Here is a 15,976-nt window from a genome sequence, read left to right as displayed (position 1 = left end):
ATTCTCCGCCCGCCCGGCGCTGCCGAGGGTGTCCCGGGCCGTCGCACGGTCAGGCCCGCTGACTGCTGACGGAGACGACCTCGCCGGTCAGGTAGGAGGAGTAGTCGCTGGCGAGGAAGACGATGACGTTGGCGACCTCCCACGGCTCGGCGTACCGGCCGAAGGCCTCCTTCGCGGTCAGTTCGTCGAGGAGTTCGGCGGAGGTGACCTTCACCAGGTGCGGGTGCATGGCGAGGCTGGGCGCGACGGCGTTGACCCGTACGCCGTACTCGGCGGCCTCGATCGCGGCGCACCGGGTCAGCGCCATGACGCCGGCCTTCGCGGCGGCGTAGTGGGCCTGGCCGCTCTGGGCGCGCCAGCCGACGACGGAGGCGTTGTTGACGACGATGCCCCTGCGGCCCGCCGCCTTGAGGGAGCGCAGGGCGGCCCGGGTGCAGCGGAAGGTGCCGTTCAGGGTGACGTCGAGGACCTTGGTCCACTGCTCGTCGGTCATCTCGGTGAGTTCGGCGGTGCCGCCGAGGCCGGCGTTGTTGACGACGATGTCGAGGCCGTCGTGGGTCCGTTCGGCGAGTTCGAAGAGGGCTTGGACCTGGGTCTCGTCGGTGACGTCGCAGGGCAGTGCGGCGACGCGGTCCGCGCCGAACTCCTCGGCGAACGCCTGCTCGGTCTCCTTCAGCCGGCGGGCGTGCGCGTCGCCGATGACGATGCGGGCGCCCTCCTCCAGGAATCTGCGGGCGGTGGCGCCGCCGATGCCGGCGCCCGCGGCCGCGGTGATCACGGCGGTGCGGCCGGCCAGCAGCCCGTGCCCGGATACGTACTGCGGTGCGCTCACGCCCGTACCTCCTCGGTCCCGGCCCTTCGGATCCTCGACGGTGCTCGTGCCCGTACGTTAACCTACCAAACACTTGTTAGGGAAGGATGAGCCGATGCCCTCTGCCCACGACCCCTCCGCCGCCGGCCACCGGGACGGCCCGGTGCTCTACGAGCGCCGGGGCCCGGTCGCGTACATCACGCTGAACCGCCCGCGCTACCGCAACGCCCAGAACTCGGCCATGACCTACGCCCTGGACGCCGCGTTCTATCGGGCCGCCGAGGACTCCGAGGTCAAGGTGGCCGTGCTGGCGGGGGCCGGGGAGCACTTCTCGGCGGGCCATGACATCGGCACGCCCGAGCGCGACGCGCATCTGCCCTTCGAGCGCAGGGCGGGCCTGTGGTGGGACCACTCCGACAAGACCGGCGCGGAGAGCCGCTTCGCCCGCGAGTCGGAGGTCTACCTGGGCATGTGCAGGCGGTGGCGCGAGCTGCCGAAGCCGGTCATCGCCTCCGTCCAGGGTGCCTGTGTGGCTGGCGGGCTGATGCTCGCCTGGATCTGCGACCTGATCGTGGCGAGCGAGGACGCCTTCTTCGCCGATCCGGTGGTGCGGATGGGCATCCCCGGCGTCGAGTACTTCGCCCACCCGTGGGTGATGCCGCCCCGGATCGCGAAGGAGTTCCTGTACACCGGCGACCGGATGAGCGCCCGCCGGGCGTACGAGGTCGGCATGGTGAACAAGGTGGTGGAGCGGAGCGGACTCGCCGGCCGCACCGATGAACTGGCGCTGCGGATCGCCGCGATGCCGCGGCTCGGACTGGCCCTCACCAAGCGTGCGGTCAACCAGGCCGAGGACCTCCAGGGGATGCACACCGGGATGGACTCCGTCTTCGGGCTGCACCACCTCGCCCACGCGCACAACGCGGAGACGGCGGCGGATCCGCTCGGCGGCATGGACATCGCCGCGATGAAGAAGAAGGCGGACGGCTGATGGATCTGTCGGGCACGGAGCAGGAGGCGGCGTTCCGGGCCGAGGCGCGCCGGTGGCTGCGGGCCAACGTACCCGCCGCTCCGCTGCCATCGCTGGAGACCGCCGAGGGCTTCGCCGAGCACCGGGAGTGGGAGGCGCGGCTGTACGCGGACCGCTGGTCGGTGGTCTCCTGGCCGGCCGAGTACGGCGGCCGGGGCGTCGACATCTTCCGGTGGCTGGTCTTCGAGGAGGAGTACTACGCGGCGGGCGGCCCCGGCCGGGTCTCGCAGAACGGCATCAACCTCCTCGCCCCGACGCTCTTCGACCACGCCACACAGGAGCAGCGGGCCCGGGTCCTGCCGTCGATGGCGAGCGGCGAGGTGATCTGGGCGCAGGCCTGGTCCGAGCCGGAGTCGGGCTCGGACCTGGCCTCGCTGCGTTCGCGGGCGGTGCGCACGGACGGTGGCTGGCTGCTGTCGGGGCAGAAGACCTGGTCGTCGCGGGCCGCCTTCGCGGACCGGGCGTTCGGCATCTTCCGCAGCGATCCCGGGGCGGCGAAGCCGCACCACGGGCTGACGTATCTGATGTTCGACCTGTCGGCGCCCGGGGTGTCGGTCCGGCCCGTCGGGCGGCTCGACGGCAAGCCGGCCTTCGCCGAACTGTTCCTGGACGAGGTGTTCGTACCGGACGAGGACGTCATCGGGGAGCCCGGCCAGGGCTGGCGTATCGCCATGTCGACAACGGGCAACGAGCGGGGGCTGACGCTCCGCTCCCCCGGCCGTTTCCTGGCCGCCGCCGACCGGCTGGCCATGCTGTGGCGCACCCATGGCGACCCCTCGGACACGGCGATGCGGGACCGGGTGGCGGACGCGGTGATCGGTGCGCGTGCGTATCAGCTCTTCACCGCCGCCAACGCGTCCCGCTTCGCCGCCGGGGAGACCATCGGCGCGGAGTCCAGCCTGAACAAGGTGTTCTGGTCCGAGTACGACATCGCGCTGCACGAGAGCGCACTCGATCTGCTGGGCCCGGACGCGGAACTCGCCGGTTCCGACTGGGCCGAGGGGTATGTCTTCTCCCTCGCGGGCCCCATCTACGCCGGCACGAACGAGATCCAGCGCGACATCATCGCCGAGCGGCTGCTCGGCCTGCCGAAGGGACGGCGCTGATGCGTTTCCTCCTGGACGACGAGCAGCGGGAGTTCGCCCGCTCGCTGGACGCGATGCTGACCGCCTCGGACACCCCTTCGGCGGTCCGGGCCTGGGCCGCCGGGGACCACGGACCCGGCATGGACCTGTGGGCGCGGCTGGCGGAAGCGGGCGTCTTCGCGCTCGCGGTGCCGGAGGCGTACGAGGGGGTCGGCCCGCTGCCGGTCGAACTCGCGGTCGCCTTCACCGAGCTGGGGCGTCATGCGGTGCCGGGGCCGGTGGTGGAGACGGTCGCGGCCGCGGTGCTGCTGACGGACGTGGGCGGCCCGGCGGCCAAGGAGTGGCTGCCAAGGCTGGCGTCGGGCGCGGCGTCGGCGACGCTCCACTCGGACGGGCACGGGCCGTACGCGCTGGACGCGGACGCCGTGGACGCGGTGTTCACGGTGACCGGTGACGAGCTGCGGCTCGCGCCGGGGCCGGGGGCGCTCAGTGTGTCGGCCGACCCGGCGCGCCGGCTGTGGCGCCCCCGGCCCGGCGGGGAACTGCTCGCCTCGGGGACCCGGGTGGCCGGGGCGGCGGCACGGGCGGCCGGGTGGGCGGCGTTCGCGACGGCCGCGCAGGCACTCGGTACGGGCGAGACGCTGCTGCGGACCACGGTCGCATACGTGAAGCAGCGCACCCAGTTCGGTACGGCCATCGGCTCCTTCCAGGCGGTGAAGCACCGGCTGGCGGACACCCTGATCGGGCTGGAGTTCGCCCGTCCGCTGCTGTACGGGGCGGCGCTCGCGCTCGCCGGGGACGCGCCGGACGCCGCCGCGCAGGTGGCGGCGGCCAAGGTGGCCGCGGGCGAGGCGGGGTACGCGGCGGCTCGGACCGCGCTGCAGCTGCACGGGGCGGTGGGCTACACGCAGGAGCTGGATCTGGCGCTGTGGCTGCGGAAGGCGCGGCCGCTGCGGGACGCGTGGGGGACACCGGGGGCGTGCCGGGCGCGGGTGCTCGCCGACGGGCCGGCCGCATCCGCCGCCCGGCGCCCCGGGTGACCCGGCAGGCTCTCAGGTGGTTTCGTTCGGCGAGGCGTCGTCGTTGCCCTTGCGCAAGGTGCGCAGCGGGTGGCCGGGGCGCCACACCCGGATGACCATGGTGTCGCCGCCCTCGATCCCGGTGAACACCACCTCGGTCGGCTCCACGCGGAAGAGGTGGAAGGGTTCCGGCGGCTTCGCCTCCTCGGTGAAGCGGGCCAGCACCGCGGGGTCGGTCGTCTCCACCGCACGGCCGGAGATCCGGACGTCGCCGTCGGCCATCTCGGCGTCCGGGCCGGGGTTGGCCTGCACCGCGAACCGCGGGTCGCGCAGCAGGTCCAGCGCCTTGCGCGAGCCCGGCATCATGCCGAGCCACACTTCGCCGAAGCGGAAGTCCACCTCCAGCCCGGTCACACGCGGCGATCCGTCCTTGCGCAAGGTGGCCAGGACGTGGTGCTTGTACAGCTGGAAGCGGTTCTGGACGGTTTCGGCGAAAGCCGGCTCCGCCGACCGGAAGTCTTCCCAGGAGCTCGATGTCATGCGTCCATGGAACCCCGGAAACCCGACATCTTCTGTCCTGATTTCCCGGCCCGCGCCGACTCGTCCGCCCTTCGGCCCATCCGGTTCGTCCGGCTCATCCTTCCGGTCCTTCCGACAGGGTGACCAGCAGCGCCCATCCGTGGGTCCGCAGCACCCCCGCGAAACCGTCCCGCGTCAACAACGCGTCGTAGCGGTCGAGTTCGAGATCCGAGCCGTCGAGCACCGCACCGTCCTCCAGTGCGACGGCGAGCACCGCCCCGCCCGGGGGCGCCGACAGCCGGACGGTGCCGCGCACCACCGCGACCGCCGCGCTCGTCCGCCCCCTGCGGCACATCACATTGAGGTTGACGACCGGGCCGCCGAGCAGGGTGCCGTCGGTCGCCAGGTCACCGGGGAAGTCGTGCGGCCAGTACGGCTCGTCGACGATGTGGTGCTCACCGTCCACCATGAGGTCCATGCCGGCGCCCTCGACCACGGTCAGGGTGCGGTCGACGCCGGGGAACGTGGAGAACGGCCCGTCCTCGGACACCTCTGCGAGGCTGACCCGCCAGTCGAAGGCGTCCAGCGGCGCGCTCTCGGGGTAGGCCGCGATCTCCCGGGTGACTCCCCCGCCGTTCCTCCAGGGGGTGGCCGTACGGTCGGCCGCCCGCAGTACCCGGGCCGTCACTTGACGATCCCCTGGGTCCTGGCCGCGGCCAGCCACTGCGGGAATTCGGCGACGAGCCGGTCGTACAGTTCGGCGTCCGGGACCTTGCGCGGGTCGGGTCCGGCGTGGAAGAAGCCCGCGTTGTCTATCGGGCGCTTGGCGGGCACGGCCAGTTCGTCGAGCTTACGCAGGAAGTCGAACTGATTGCTCCGCTTGTCCCCGAAGCCTATGAACTGCCAGAACAGGGGCAGTTTCGCCGCCTTGCAGAGGTAGCGCTCCGCCGCGTGCTTGCTGATCGGGCCGCCGTCGGTCTGGAAGACGACGAGGGCGGGCGCGGTGGAGCCGCTGTCGAGGTAGTGGTCGATGACGGCGTCCATGGCCAGGTGGTAGCTGGTCTTTCCCATGTGTCCGAGGCCGGCCACGATCGCGTCGACCCGGCCGCGGTGGTTGTCCAGGGCGATGTCGGTGACGGCGTCGACCTCCGTGGAGAACAGGACGAGGGGTACCCGGCCGTCGTCGTCCAGGTGGGCCGACAGTCCCAGCACCCGGTCGGCCAGGGCCTGGACGCTGCCGTCCTTGTAGTACTCCCGCATGGAGCCGGAGTAGTCGAGCACCAGATAGACCGCGGCACGCTCACCGCTCAGGCGGTGTTTCGTCAACGGGACCGAGGCGTTCTTGTAGAGGCTGACCAGTGCGGGCGCGCGCTCCTCGATCTCGCGGAGGCTGATGGCCGGACCTGTTGCGGCGGCGGGCGGGCCGGCCATGCGGAGTCTCCGATCCTCGACGTGTCTGACATGCCAGAACCCCGAGCGTAAGCCACCCAGGTATGCCCCGGCCGCGCGGTGTTCGCTATGTTGATCTGCCGCCGTCCCCACCGGCCGCTCGTGTCCGCTCACCCGTGAAGGAGCCTGCCGTGGAGGCCGCGGTCACCACCTGTTATCGCCATCCGTCCTACGAGACGTATGTGAGCTGTACCCGCTGCGAACGGTTCATCTGCCCCGACTGCATGCGTGAGGCCGCGGTCGGCCACCACTGCGTGGAGTGCGTGAAGGAGGGGCGGCGTTCGATCCGGCAGGCACGCACCGTGTTCGGCGGCACGGTGTCGAGGAGCGCGGTGCCGATCGTCACGTATGTGCTGATCGGGCTCAACATCGCGGCGTACCTGGGCGAGTTGATCCGTCCGGGGATCATCGACCGGTTCGCGATGCTCGGTGCGGGGCTGAACGGCCCGGACGGCGAGCAGTACATCTACGAGCCCGGGGACTACCCCGGCTTCGACGTGATCGGGGTGGTCGGCGGCGAGTGGTACCGGCTGCTGACCGGGGCCTTCCTGCATCTGCCGCCGGGCGGCTCGTCCCTCGGTTCGGTGCCGTTCGGGGTGCTGCACATCCTGTTCAACATGTACGCGCTGTGGAACCTGGGCCGGGTCGTGGAGGAGCAGCTGGGCCGGGCCCGTTACCTCGCGCTGTACCTGCTGTCCGCGCTGGGCGGTTCGGTCCTGGTCTGCCTGATCGCGCCGTTCACCGGCACGGTGGGCGCCTCGGGTGCGATCTTCGGGCTCGGCGCGGCGTTCTACGTCATCAACCGCCGGCTGGGCCGCGACATGCGGGCGGTGAACCGGTTCATGGCCGGATTCCTGCTCTGGATGCTGATCTCGGCCGGATTCGCCTCATGGCAGGGCCACTTGGGCGGGCTGCTGACGGGCGGCATCGTGACCGTGGCCTACGCCTACGCCCCGGCGAAGCGCCGTACGGCGGTCCAGGCCGCCGCGTGTGTGGTGCTGTTCGCCGTGCTGGTGCTGCTGGTGGTGCTCAAGACCTCCGCGCTGACGGGCTGAGCCGGGGCCGGTCCGACCGGCCCCGGACGCGCCACGGCGCCTGCCGAATCGTCCGGTCGGGGACGGGCAGGCGCCGCGTTCAGTTCCGCACGCCGTTGTGCGGGACGTCTGTGTGTGCCGTGATCAGACCATCAGTGAACGGTCCGTCGGGCGGATCGGGGCCGGCAGTGCGCTGGCTCCGGTCAGGAAGCGGTCCACCCCGCGGGCCGCGGAGCGGCCCTCGGCGATGGCCCACACGATCAGGGACTGGCCGCGGCCGGCGTCACCGGCGACGAAGACTCCGCCGACGTTGGTGGCGTAGTCCGCGTCGCGCGCAACATTGCCGCGCTCGTCGAGCTCCAGGCCGAACTGCTGGACCAGACCGTTGGCCTGGTCGGTGCCGGTGAAGCCCATGGCGAGGGTGACCAGCTGTGCGGGGATCCTCCGCTCGGTGCCGGGCTTCTGCTCGAGCTTGCCGTCCTTGAACTCCACCTCGACCAGGTGCAGGGCCTGGACGGTGCCGTCCTCATCGCCCTCGAAGTGGGTGGTGGAGACGGAGTAGACCCGCTCGCCGCCCTCCTCGTGCGCGGAGGTGACCTTGTAGAGCATCGGGAACGTCGGCCAGGGCTGGTTGGCGTTCCGGTCCTCGCCCGGCCTGGGCATGATCTCCAGCTGGGTGACGGAGAGCGCGCCCTGGCGGTGGGCGGTGCCGACGCAGTCTGCGCCGGTGTCGCCGCCGCCGATGACGACGACGTGCTTGCCCTCGGCGGTGATCGGGGAGACCGTCAGGTCGCCCTCCTGCACCTTGTTGGCCAGCGGCAGGTACTCCATGGCGAAGTGCACGCCGTTCAGCTCACGGCCCGGGACGGGCAGGTCGCGGGAGACGGTGGCACCGGCGGCGATGACGACCGCGTCGTACCGGCGGCGGAGCTTGGCGGCGTCGATGTCCCGGCCGATCTCCGTCTCGGTGCGGAACTTGGTGCCTTCCGCGCGCATCTGCTCGATGCGGCGGTTGATGTGCGACTTCTCCATCTTGAACTCGGGGATGCCGTACCGGAGAAGACCTCCGATGCGGTCCGCGCGCTCGTACACGGCGACCGTGTGACCGGCCCGGGTCAGCTGCTGGGCGGCGGCGAGACCGGCCGGGCCCGAGCCGATGACCGCGACGGTCTTGCCGGAGAGGCGCTCGGGCGGCTGCGGGGTGACGTCACCGTTGCCCCACGCCTTGTCGATGATGGAGACCTCGACGTTCTTGATGGTGACGGCCGGCTGGTTGATGCCGAGCACGCACGCCGACTCGCACGGGGCCGGGCAGAGCCGCCCGGTGAACTCCGGGAAGTTGTTCGTGGCGTGCAGGCGTTCGGACGCGGCCGACCAGTCCTCGCGGTAGGCGTAGTCGTTCCACTCGGGGATGAGGTTTCCGAGCGGGCAGCCGTTGTGGCAGAACGGGATGCCGCAGTCCATGCAGCGGCCGGCCTGCTTGCTGATGATCGGGAGCAGCGAGCCCGGAACGTAGACCTCGTTCCAGTCCTTGACGCGCTCGCCCACGGGGCGGGTCTCGGCGACCTCGCGCCCGGTGGTCAGGAAGCCCTTGGGGTCAGCCATTGGTCGCCGCCTCCATCATCTTCTCGGTGGTCTCCTGCTCGGAGAGACCGGCGAGCTCAGCGGCGTCCTTGGCGGCGAGCACTGCCTTGTAGGTGGACGGGATGATCTTGCTGAAGCGGGTCACCGCGGTGTCCCACTCGGCGAGCAGCCTCTCGGCGACCGTCGATCCGGTCTCCTCCTGGTGGCGGCGCACCACATCGTGCAGCCACTGCTTGTCGGCGTCGGAGGGGGCCTCGACGGCAGCGAGGTTGCCGGCGTTGACGTTGTCGCGGTTCAGGTCGATGACGTAGGCGACACCGCCCGACATGCCGGCCGCGAAGTTGCGTCCGGTCTCGCCGAGGACGACGGCGTGGCCGCCGGTCATGTACTCGCAGCCGTGGTCGCCCACGCCCTCCGAGACGACCGTGGCGCCGGAGTTGCGGACGCAGAACCGCTCACCGGTGCGGCCGCGCAGGAACAGCTCGCCGCCGGTGGCGCCGTAGGCGATGGTGTTGCCCGCGATGGTGGAGTACTCGGCGAGGTGGTCGGCGCCGCGGTCCGGGCGGACGACGACCCGGCCGCCGGAGAGACCCTTGCCGACGTAGTCGTTGGCGTCGCCCTCCAGTCGCAGCGTGACCCCGCTCGGTACGAACGCGCCGAAGGACTGGCCCGCGGAGCCGGTGAAGGTGATGTCGATGGTGTCCTGCGGCAGACCGGCGCCGCCGAACTTCTTCGTCACCTCGTGGCCGAGCATGGTGCCGACGGTCCGGTTGATGTTGCGGATCGCGATCTGGGCCCGGACCGGCTGGGCGGTCTCGGCGCTGTCCGCGTTCAGGGCGTCGGCGGCGAGCCTGATCAGCTCGTTGTCGAGCGCCTTGGCGAGACCGTGGTCCTGCTCGGTCCGCTGGTGGCGGACCGCGCCCTCGGGCAGCTCGGGGACGTGGAAGAGCGGCTTCAGGTCGAGGCCCTGCGCCTTCCAGTGCGTGATGGCACGGTCGGTGTCGAGCAGCTCGGCGTGGCCGACGGCCTCCTCGATCGTGCGGAAGCCGAGCTCGGCGAGGATCTCGCGGACTTCCTGGGCGATGAACTCGAAGAAGTTGACGACGTACTCGGCCTTGCCGGAGAACCGACTCCGCAGGACCGGGTTCTGGGTGGCGATGCCGACCGGGCAGGTGTCCAGGTGACAGACGCGCATCATGACGCAGCCGGAGACGACGAGCGGCGCGGTGGCGAAACCGAACTCCTCGGCGCCCAGCAGTGCGGCGATGACGACGTCACGGCCGGTCTTCAGCTGGCCGTCGGTCTGCACGACGATGCGGTCGCGCAGGCCGTTGAGCAGCAGCGTCTGCTGGGTCTCGGCGAGGCCGAGCTCCCAGGGGCCGCCCGCGTGCTTCAGGGAGGTGAGCGGGGAGGCGCCCGTTCCGCCGTCGTGGCCGGAGATCAGGACGACGTCCGCGTGTGCCTTGGAGACACCGGCGGCGACGGTGCCGACGCCGACCTCGGAGACCAGCTTCACGTGGATGCGGGCCGCCGGGTTGGCGTTCTTGAGGTCGTGGATCAGCTGGGCCAGATCCTCGATGGAGTAGATGTCGTGGTGCGGCGGCGGCGAGATCAGACCGACACCCGGGGTGGAGTGCCGGGTCCTGGCGACCCACGGGTAGACCTTGTGGCCGGGCAGCTGGCCGCCCTCGCCGGGCTTGGCGCCCTGCGCCATCTTGATCTGGATGTCGTCCGCGTTGACCAGGTACTCGCTGGTCACACCGAAGCGGCCGGAGGCGACCTGCTTGATGGACGAGCGGCGTGCCGGGTCGTAGAGCCGGTCGGCGTCCTCTCCGCCCTCACCGGTGTTGGACTTGCCGCCCAGCTGGTTCATGGCGATGGCGAGGGTCTCGTGCGCCTCGCGGGAGATCGAGCCGTACGACATGGCGCCGGTGGAGAAGCGCTTGACGATGTCGGAGACGGACTCGACCTCGTCGACGGAGATCGGCTCGCGGTCGCTCCGGAAGCCGAACAGACCACGGAGCGTCATCAGCCGCTCGGACTGCTCGTTCACCCGGTCGGTGTACTTCTTGAAGATGTCGTAGCGCTTGTTGCGGGTGGCGTGCTGGAGGCGGAAGACCGTCTCCGGGTCGAACAGGTGCGGCTCGCCCTCGCGGCGCCACTGGTACTCACCGCCGATCTCCAGCGCGCGGTGCGAGGCGGAGATGCCGGAGGCGGGGTAGCCCTTGGCGTGCCGGGCGGCGACCTCCTTGGCGATGACTTCGAGGCCGGCGCCGCCGATCTTGGTGGCGGTGCCGTTGAAGTACTTCGCGACGAAGCCCTCGTCCAGGCCGACGGCCTCGAAGACCTGGGCGCCCCGGTAGGAGGCGACCGTCGAGATGCCCATCTTGGACATGACCTTCAGGACACCCTTGCCGAGCGCGTAGATCAGGTTCCGGATGGCCTTCTCGGGCTCGATGCCCTCGATGAACGTACCGGCGCGGACCAGGTCCTCGACGGACTCCATCGCCAGGTACGGGTTGACCGCGGCGGCACCGTAGCCGATGAGCAGCGCGACGTGGTGGACCTCGCGGACGTCCCCGGCCTCGACCAGCAGCCCCACCTGGGTGCGCTGCTTGGTGCGGATGAGGTGGTGGTGGACGGCCGAGGTGAGCAGCAGCGACGGGATCGGGGCGTGCTCGGCGTCGGAGTGCCGGTCGGAGAGGACGACCAGACGGGCACCGTCCTCGATGGCGGCGTCGACCTCGGTGCAGATCTCCTCGATCCGCGCGGCCAGCGACTCGCCACCGCCGCCGACCCGGTAGAGACCGGAGAGCGTGGCGGCCTTCATGCCCGGCATGTCGCCGTCGGCATTGATGTGTATCAGCTTGGCCAGCTCGTCGTTGTCGATCACCGGGAACGGCAGCGTGACGCTGCGGCAGGACGCGGCGGTCGGCTCCAGCAGGTTGCCGGACGGGCCCAGCGTGGAGCGCAGCGAGGTGACGAGCTCCTCGCGGATGGCGTCCAGCGGCGGGTTGGTGACCTGCGCGAACAGCTGGGTGAAGTAGTCGAAGAGCAGCCGGGGGCGCTCGGAGAGCGCGGCGATCGGCGAGTCCGTGCCCATGGAGCCGAGCGGCTCGCCGGCGGTGCGGGCCATCGGCGCGAGGATGACGCGGAGCTCTTCCTCGGTGTAGCCGAAGGTCTGCTGGCGGCGGGTGACAGAGGCGTGCGTGTGCACGATGTGCTCCCGCTCGGGGAGGTCCTCCAGCTCGATCTCGCCGGTCTCCAGCCAGTCGCCGTACGGCTGCTCGGCGGCGAGGGCGGCCTTGATCTCGTCGTCCTCGATGATCCGGCCCTCGGCCGTGTCGACGAGGAACATCTTGCCGGGCTGGAGGCGGCCCTTGCGGACGACCTTCGCGGGGTCGATGTCCAGGACGCCGACCTCGGAGGAGAGCACGACGAGGCCGTCGTCGGTGACCCAGTAGCGGCCGGGGCGCAGACCGTTGCGGTCCAGGACCGCGCCGACCTGGGTGCCGTCGGTGAAGGTGACACAGGCCGGGCCGTCCCAGGGCTCCATCATCGTGGAGTGGTACTGGTAGAAGGCGCGCCGGGCCGGGTCCATGGAGTCGTGGTTCTCCCACGCCTCGGGAACCATCATCAGCACCGAGTGCGGCAGCGAGCGGCCACCGAGGTGGAGCAGCTCCAGGACCTCGTCGAAGGAGGCGGAGTCGGAGGCGTCGGGGGTGCAGACGGGGAAGATCCGGTCGAGCTGCGCCTCCCCGAAGAGACTCGACGCGAGCTGGGACTCGCGGGCCTTCATCCAGTTGCGGTTGCCCTTGACCGTGTTGATCTCGCCGTTGTGCGCGACGAAGCGGTACGGGTGGGCGAGCGGCCAGCTCGGGAAGGTGTTGGTGGAGAACCGGGAGTGGACCAGGGCGACCGCGGTGGCGAAGCGGCGGTCGGAGAGGTCCGGGAAGAACGGCTCCAGCTGCCCGGTGGTGAGCATGCCCTTGTAGACGATCGTGCGGGCGGAGAGCGAGGGGAAGTACACCCCGGCCTCCCGCTCGGCGCGCTTGCGCAGCACGAAGGCCTTGCGGTCGAGGGCGATGCCGGTGCTCTCACCGTCCGCGACGAAGAGCTGACGGAACTCGGGCATGGTGGCGCGGGCGCCGTTGCCGAGGATGCCGGGGGTGACGGGGACCTGACGCCAGCCGAGGACCTTGAGGCCCTCCTCCGCGGCGATCTTCTCCAGCTTGCGGACGGCCTCGGTGGAGTCGTCGGCGGGCAGGAAGGCGATTCCGACGGCGTAGGCGCCGGCCTCGGGGAGGTCGAAGGCGGCCTCTTCACGCAGGAAGGCGTCCGGCACCTGGAGGAGGATCCCGGCGCCGTCGCCGGAGTCGGGCTCGGACCCGGTGGCACCGCGGTGTTCGAGATTGCGCAGCACGGTCAGCGCCTGCTCGGCCAGCTCGTGGCTGGCCACACCGGTCAGAGTGGCCACGAACCCGACACCGCAGGCGTCGTGCTCGTTACGGGGGTCGTACATCCCCTGCTGGGCGGGGCGACCGTCCATGGGCGCCCAGGCGTCGAAGCGCATTGGCTCTCCCGTCGTCGTCGTGGCATGTGCAGTGCCGAGGGACGACGTTGGCCCTCTGCGAAATTTCGTGCAGGTTACATGATGGGGCGCTTCTCAAGAAGCGGATAGTTCGTTCCAACATACGGACACCGCCGGAGGCGATGGGGGTGGGTCGCAGTGGAAGATCGGCGCCCAGGGGGACCGCAGAGAGCAGGCGTCGTTGCCTGCGGTGTCTACGGGTCATGCCCGGCGGCAAAGGAAATGAAACCGCCCAGTAACGGCTACTTATGTGTAGCCCTGCATAGGGACTCACTTTAAGCCCGTGGTGGCCGCCCCGCCCAGAGGCGGTCACCAAGACGTACGTCACACGGGTGGCGGACACGCTACGGGCAGCCACTCCCACATGAGTGGCGAACACGTCACGGGCAGCCACTCCCACATGAGTGGCGAACACGTCACGGGCAGCCACTCCCACATGAGTGGCGAACACGTCACGGGCAGGCACCCCCACCTGCGGGTGTGCCTGCCCGTTCCATCGGCGTGCGGGGCGGGGTCAGCTCCCGACGGCCACACCGAACAGCGTGCCCAGTCCGTAGGTGATGGCGGCCGCGGCCCCACCCAGGGCCAGCTGGCGCAACCCGCTGTACAGCCAGCTGCGGGCCGTCACCCTGGCCACCACCGCGCCGCAGGCGAACAGCCCGACCAGCGCCAGCAGCACGGCCGGCCACATCGCGCTCGCACCGAGCAGATACGGCAGCACGGGCAGCAGGGCGCCCAGTGCGAACGCGCCGAACGACGACACCGCGGCGACGAGCGGCGAGGGCAGATCGCCCGGGTCGATGCCCAGCTCCTCGCGGGCGTGTATCTCCAGGGCCTGCTCCGGGTCGCGCGACAGCTGCCGTGCGACCTCGCGGGCGAGCGCGGGCTCGACGCCGCGGGACTCGTAGAGCTCGGCGAGCTCCCGCTCCTCGTCCTTGGGGTGCTTGCGCAACTCCCGTCGCTCGACGTCGAGCTCGGCCTCGACGAGCTCGCGCTGCGAGGCCACGGAGGTGTACTCGCCGGCCGCCATCGAGAACGCACCGGCGGCCAGGCCCGCCAGACCGGTGATCACGATCGTCTGCTGGGAGACGGAACCACCCGCGACGCCGGTCATCAGCGCGAGGTTGGAGACCAGCCCGTCCATGGCACCGAACACCGCCGGACGCAGCCAGCCGCCGTTCACATCACGGTGGGTGTGATTGTCGCGGTGCGCCTCGTGCAGTACGGCGTCGGTCTCGATGATGGACATGGCTCTCCCCTTCTCCGGCAGCGGGTTTCCCTCGCTCCGCCCCCGCTCAACACCATCGAAAGTACGCACGAAAAACGGCTCCCGCCAGCAAGGCAGGCCGTACTTACCACCCTCCTGACCAGGTAAGTACGGCCTGGCTCAGTACCTCTGACACGTCATCCGACTGGCCCTTTTGTTGTGATTGTCGGCCTCGGTCGGCGCTCCGCGTGGCACAGATCGAGAAGGACGAGAACTGGCTCGGTGCGAGCGGAGGGTCGACGCGATGGAGTTGATCGCAGGAAATCCGGCAGAGCCGCGAACCGGCGGCGCGGGAGCGGCGGTACCGGACGGCTCCGGTCAGGGCGGCTCGGGCCCGGACAGCTCGGGTCGGGGCGGCTCTGGTCAGGGCGGCTCGGGTCCGGGTGAGGGGCCTCGGGGGGACCTGGCCGACCGGGCCCGCGGCTCGCTGCTCGGTCTCGCGGTCGGGGACGCGCTGGGCGCACCGGCGGAGAACCTGCGGCCCTCGGAGATCCGTCGCCGCTGGGGCCGGATCGAGGGCTTCGTGAGCGACGACCCCGCGGGCACCGACGACACCGAGTACGCGATCTTCTCCGGGCTGCTGCTCGCCCGGCACGGTTCCGCGCTGACCGTCACTCATGTGGAGCGGGCCTGGCACCTGTGGATCGCCGATCTCGACGAGGGGCCGTTCCGCGGTGCCGGGTTCAGCGAACGGGGGACGCTGGAGAACCTGCGCCGGGGACTCGCCGCCCCGATCTCCGCCCAGCACCGGCACGCCTGGAGCGACGGCCTGGCGATGAGAGCGGCACCGTTCGGTGTCTTCGCGGCCGGCCGGCCGGACGAGGCGGCGCGGCTGGTCGCGGTGGACGGGCGGGTCAGCCACGACGGGGAGGGCATCTACGGCGGCCAGGCGGTGGCGGCCGGGGTGGCCGCCGCGATGACGGGGGCCGGGGTCACCTCGGTGATCGCCGCCGCACTGTCGGTCGTCCCCATGGACTCCTGGACGGCACGTTCGCTGCGGCGCGCGGTGGCGGCCGCGCAGCGCGGCTACCCCGACCGGCTCACCATGGAACGCGCGGTGCGCTCCGCGGTGGTGATCGGCGGATACCCGTGGACGGACCTGGCGCCCGAGGCGGTGGGCCTGGCCTTCGGGGCGTTCGCGGCGGCGCACGGCGACTTCCGTACGGCGGTGCTGACGGCCGTCAACATGGGCCGCGACGCGGACACCACGGCCGCGGTGGCGGGGGCCCTGGCCGGCGCCCTGAACGGGGAGTCCGCGATTCCACGGCGCTGGGGGAACGCGATCGGCCCGGTCCGGGGCAGCTGTCTGCCGACGATGCGGGGCCATCATGTCCTGGAGATCGCGGAGTTGCTCACTCCGGACGAGGCGGACGAGGTTCGCGGGACGAGTGGGGCGGGTGGGGCGGGTGGGGTAGACGAGGCAGGCAGGACAAGCGCGACAGGTGGGGCGTACGGAGCGGGCGTGGTGCGCAAGGCGGGCGAGGCGCGCTGCAACGGCAGCGGCGGCAGCAGCGGCGGCGGCGGCAGCAGCAGCGAGTGCCCGGTCCTGAACCGTGCACGTACGGACACCGACGAACCCCGGGAGGA

General features: G+C 71.1%; 11 protein-coding genes and 1 pseudogene. 5 read left to right on the top strand and 7 right to left on the bottom strand.

Annotated elements, in window-relative coordinates; translation table 11 throughout:
• Positions 1-49 precede the first annotated feature (49 nt).
• Positions 50-832 carry an SDR family oxidoreductase gene (locus OHA19_RS29855; protein WP_405711667.1) on the bottom strand — a complete coding sequence of 261 codons (783 nt, stop codon included), beginning with the start codon at positions 830-832 and terminating at the stop codon, positions 50-52.
• A 94-nt stretch (positions 833-926) separates the two neighbouring features.
• On the opposite strand from OHA19_RS29855, the gene OHA19_RS29850 reads away from it, so the two are divergent.
• Genes OHA19_RS29850 through OHA19_RS29840 form a run of 3 tightly spaced genes read left to right on the top strand, consistent with a single transcriptional unit; the run spans position 927 to position 3,966 of the window.
• Complete coding sequence (locus OHA19_RS29850) at positions 927-1,802, top strand: enoyl-CoA hydratase (RefSeq protein WP_405711669.1); 876 nt, start codon at positions 927-929, stop codon at positions 1,800-1,802.
• Positions 1,802-2,947: an acyl-CoA dehydrogenase family protein gene (locus OHA19_RS29845; RefSeq protein ID WP_405711671.1), complete on the top strand. Its 1,146-nt coding sequence runs from the start codon at positions 1,802-1,804 to the stop codon at positions 2,945-2,947. The genes OHA19_RS29850 and OHA19_RS29845 overlap by 1 nt, the downstream gene beginning before the upstream one ends.
• Positions 2,947-3,966 (top strand): acyl-CoA dehydrogenase family protein, encoded by a 1,020-nt coding sequence (locus tag OHA19_RS29840; protein WP_405711673.1) that lies wholly within the window; start codon positions 2,947-2,949, stop codon positions 3,964-3,966. Before OHA19_RS29845 ends, OHA19_RS29840 begins: the two co-directional genes overlap by 1 nt.
• Positions 3,967-3,978: 12 nt before the next feature.
• On the opposite strand, the gene OHA19_RS29835 is transcribed toward OHA19_RS29840, so the two are convergent.
• The 3 genes from OHA19_RS29835 to OHA19_RS29825 form a co-directional block, all read right to left on the bottom strand.
• Positions 3,979-4,485: a pyridoxamine 5'-phosphate oxidase family protein gene (locus OHA19_RS29835; protein ID WP_405711674.1), complete on the bottom strand. Its 507-nt coding sequence runs from the start codon at positions 4,483-4,485 to the stop codon at positions 3,979-3,981.
• Between the two features lie 94 nt (positions 4,486-4,579).
• On the bottom strand, positions 4,580-5,152 hold the full coding sequence (locus OHA19_RS29830) for a HutD family protein (protein ID WP_405711676.1): 573 nt from the start codon (positions 5,150-5,152) through the stop codon (positions 4,580-4,582).
• Positions 5,149-5,895 carry a vWA domain-containing protein gene (locus OHA19_RS29825; RefSeq protein ID WP_405711678.1) on the bottom strand — a complete coding sequence of 249 codons (747 nt, stop codon included), beginning with the start codon at positions 5,893-5,895 and terminating at the stop codon, positions 5,149-5,151. The genes OHA19_RS29830 and OHA19_RS29825 overlap by 4 nt, the downstream gene beginning before the upstream one ends.
• A 149-nt stretch (positions 5,896-6,044) precedes the next feature.
• Between OHA19_RS29825 and OHA19_RS29820 the strand changes: the two genes are divergently transcribed.
• The gene (locus tag OHA19_RS29820) at positions 6,045-6,968 is read left to right on the top strand and encodes a rhomboid family intramembrane serine protease (protein WP_405752242.1); all 924 of its coding nucleotides are present in this window, start codon (positions 6,045-6,047) and stop codon (positions 6,966-6,968) included.
• 123 nt (positions 6,969-7,091) lie between these two features.
• Here OHA19_RS29820 and OHA19_RS29815 read toward each other — a convergent pair whose 3' ends face one another.
• The 3 genes from OHA19_RS29815 to OHA19_RS29805 all read right to left on the bottom strand — a co-directional run bounded on the left by OHA19_RS29815 (position 7,092) and on the right by OHA19_RS29805 (position 14,371).
• The gene (locus tag OHA19_RS29815; RefSeq protein WP_405711682.1) at positions 7,092-8,552 is read right to left on the bottom strand and encodes a glutamate synthase subunit beta; all 1,461 of its coding nucleotides are present in this window, start codon (positions 8,550-8,552) and stop codon (positions 7,092-7,094) included.
• Positions 8,545-13,104, bottom strand: coding sequence for a glutamate synthase large subunit (gene gltB / locus OHA19_RS29810; RefSeq protein ID WP_405711684.1), 4,560 nt, complete (start codon positions 13,102-13,104; stop codon positions 8,545-8,547). The genes OHA19_RS29815 and gltB overlap by 8 nt, the downstream gene beginning before the upstream one ends.
• Positions 13,105-13,636: 532 nt before the next feature.
• Positions 13,637-14,371 (bottom strand): VIT1/CCC1 transporter family protein, encoded by a 735-nt coding sequence (locus OHA19_RS29805; RefSeq protein WP_405711686.1) that lies wholly within the window; start codon positions 14,369-14,371, stop codon positions 13,637-13,639.
• A 262-nt stretch (positions 14,372-14,633) separates the two neighbouring features.
• On the opposite strand from OHA19_RS29805, the pseudogene OHA19_RS29800 reads away from it, so the two are divergent.
• Positions 14,634-15,809: pseudogene (locus OHA19_RS29800) on the top strand (ADP-ribosylglycohydrolase family protein); the annotation flags it as partial.
• Positions 15,810-15,976: the final 167 nt, after the last annotated feature.

It is taken from the genome of Streptomyces sp. NBC_00012, from assembly GCF_045040875.1.
Lineage (GTDB): Bacteria > Actinomycetota > Actinomycetes > Streptomycetales > Streptomycetaceae > Streptomyces.
This window is presented reverse-complemented; position numbering and strand designations above follow the sequence as displayed.

What these genes read in the sequence shown, in the direction of transcription:
- OHA19_RS29825 (WP_405711678.1), bottom strand. Translation starts at nt 5,895, where the DNA reads ATGGCCGGCCCGCCCGCCGCCGCAACAGGTCCGGCCATCAGCCTCCGC.
- OHA19_RS29845 (WP_405711671.1), top strand. Translation starts at nt 1,802, where the DNA reads ATGGATCTGTCGGGCACGGAGCAGGAGGCGGCGTTCCGGGCCGAGGCG.
- OHA19_RS29815 (WP_405711682.1), bottom strand. Translation starts at nt 8,552, where the DNA reads ATGGCTGACCCCAAGGGCTTCCTGACCACCGGGCGCGAGGTCGCCGAG.
- OHA19_RS29850 (WP_405711669.1), top strand. Translation starts at nt 927, where the DNA reads ATGCCCTCTGCCCACGACCCCTCCGCCGCCGGCCACCGGGACGGCCCG.
- OHA19_RS29840 (WP_405711673.1), top strand. Translation starts at nt 2,947, where the DNA reads ATGCGTTTCCTCCTGGACGACGAGCAGCGGGAGTTCGCCCGCTCGCTG.
- OHA19_RS29805 (WP_405711686.1), bottom strand. Translation starts at nt 14,371, where the DNA reads ATGTCCATCATCGAGACCGACGCCGTACTGCACGAGGCGCACCGCGAC.
- OHA19_RS29835 (WP_405711674.1), bottom strand. Translation starts at nt 4,485, where the DNA reads ATGACATCGAGCTCCTGGGAAGACTTCCGGTCGGCGGAGCCGGCTTTC.
- gltB (WP_405711684.1), bottom strand. Translation starts at nt 13,104, where the DNA reads ATGCGCTTCGACGCCTGGGCGCCCATGGACGGTCGCCCCGCCCAGCAG.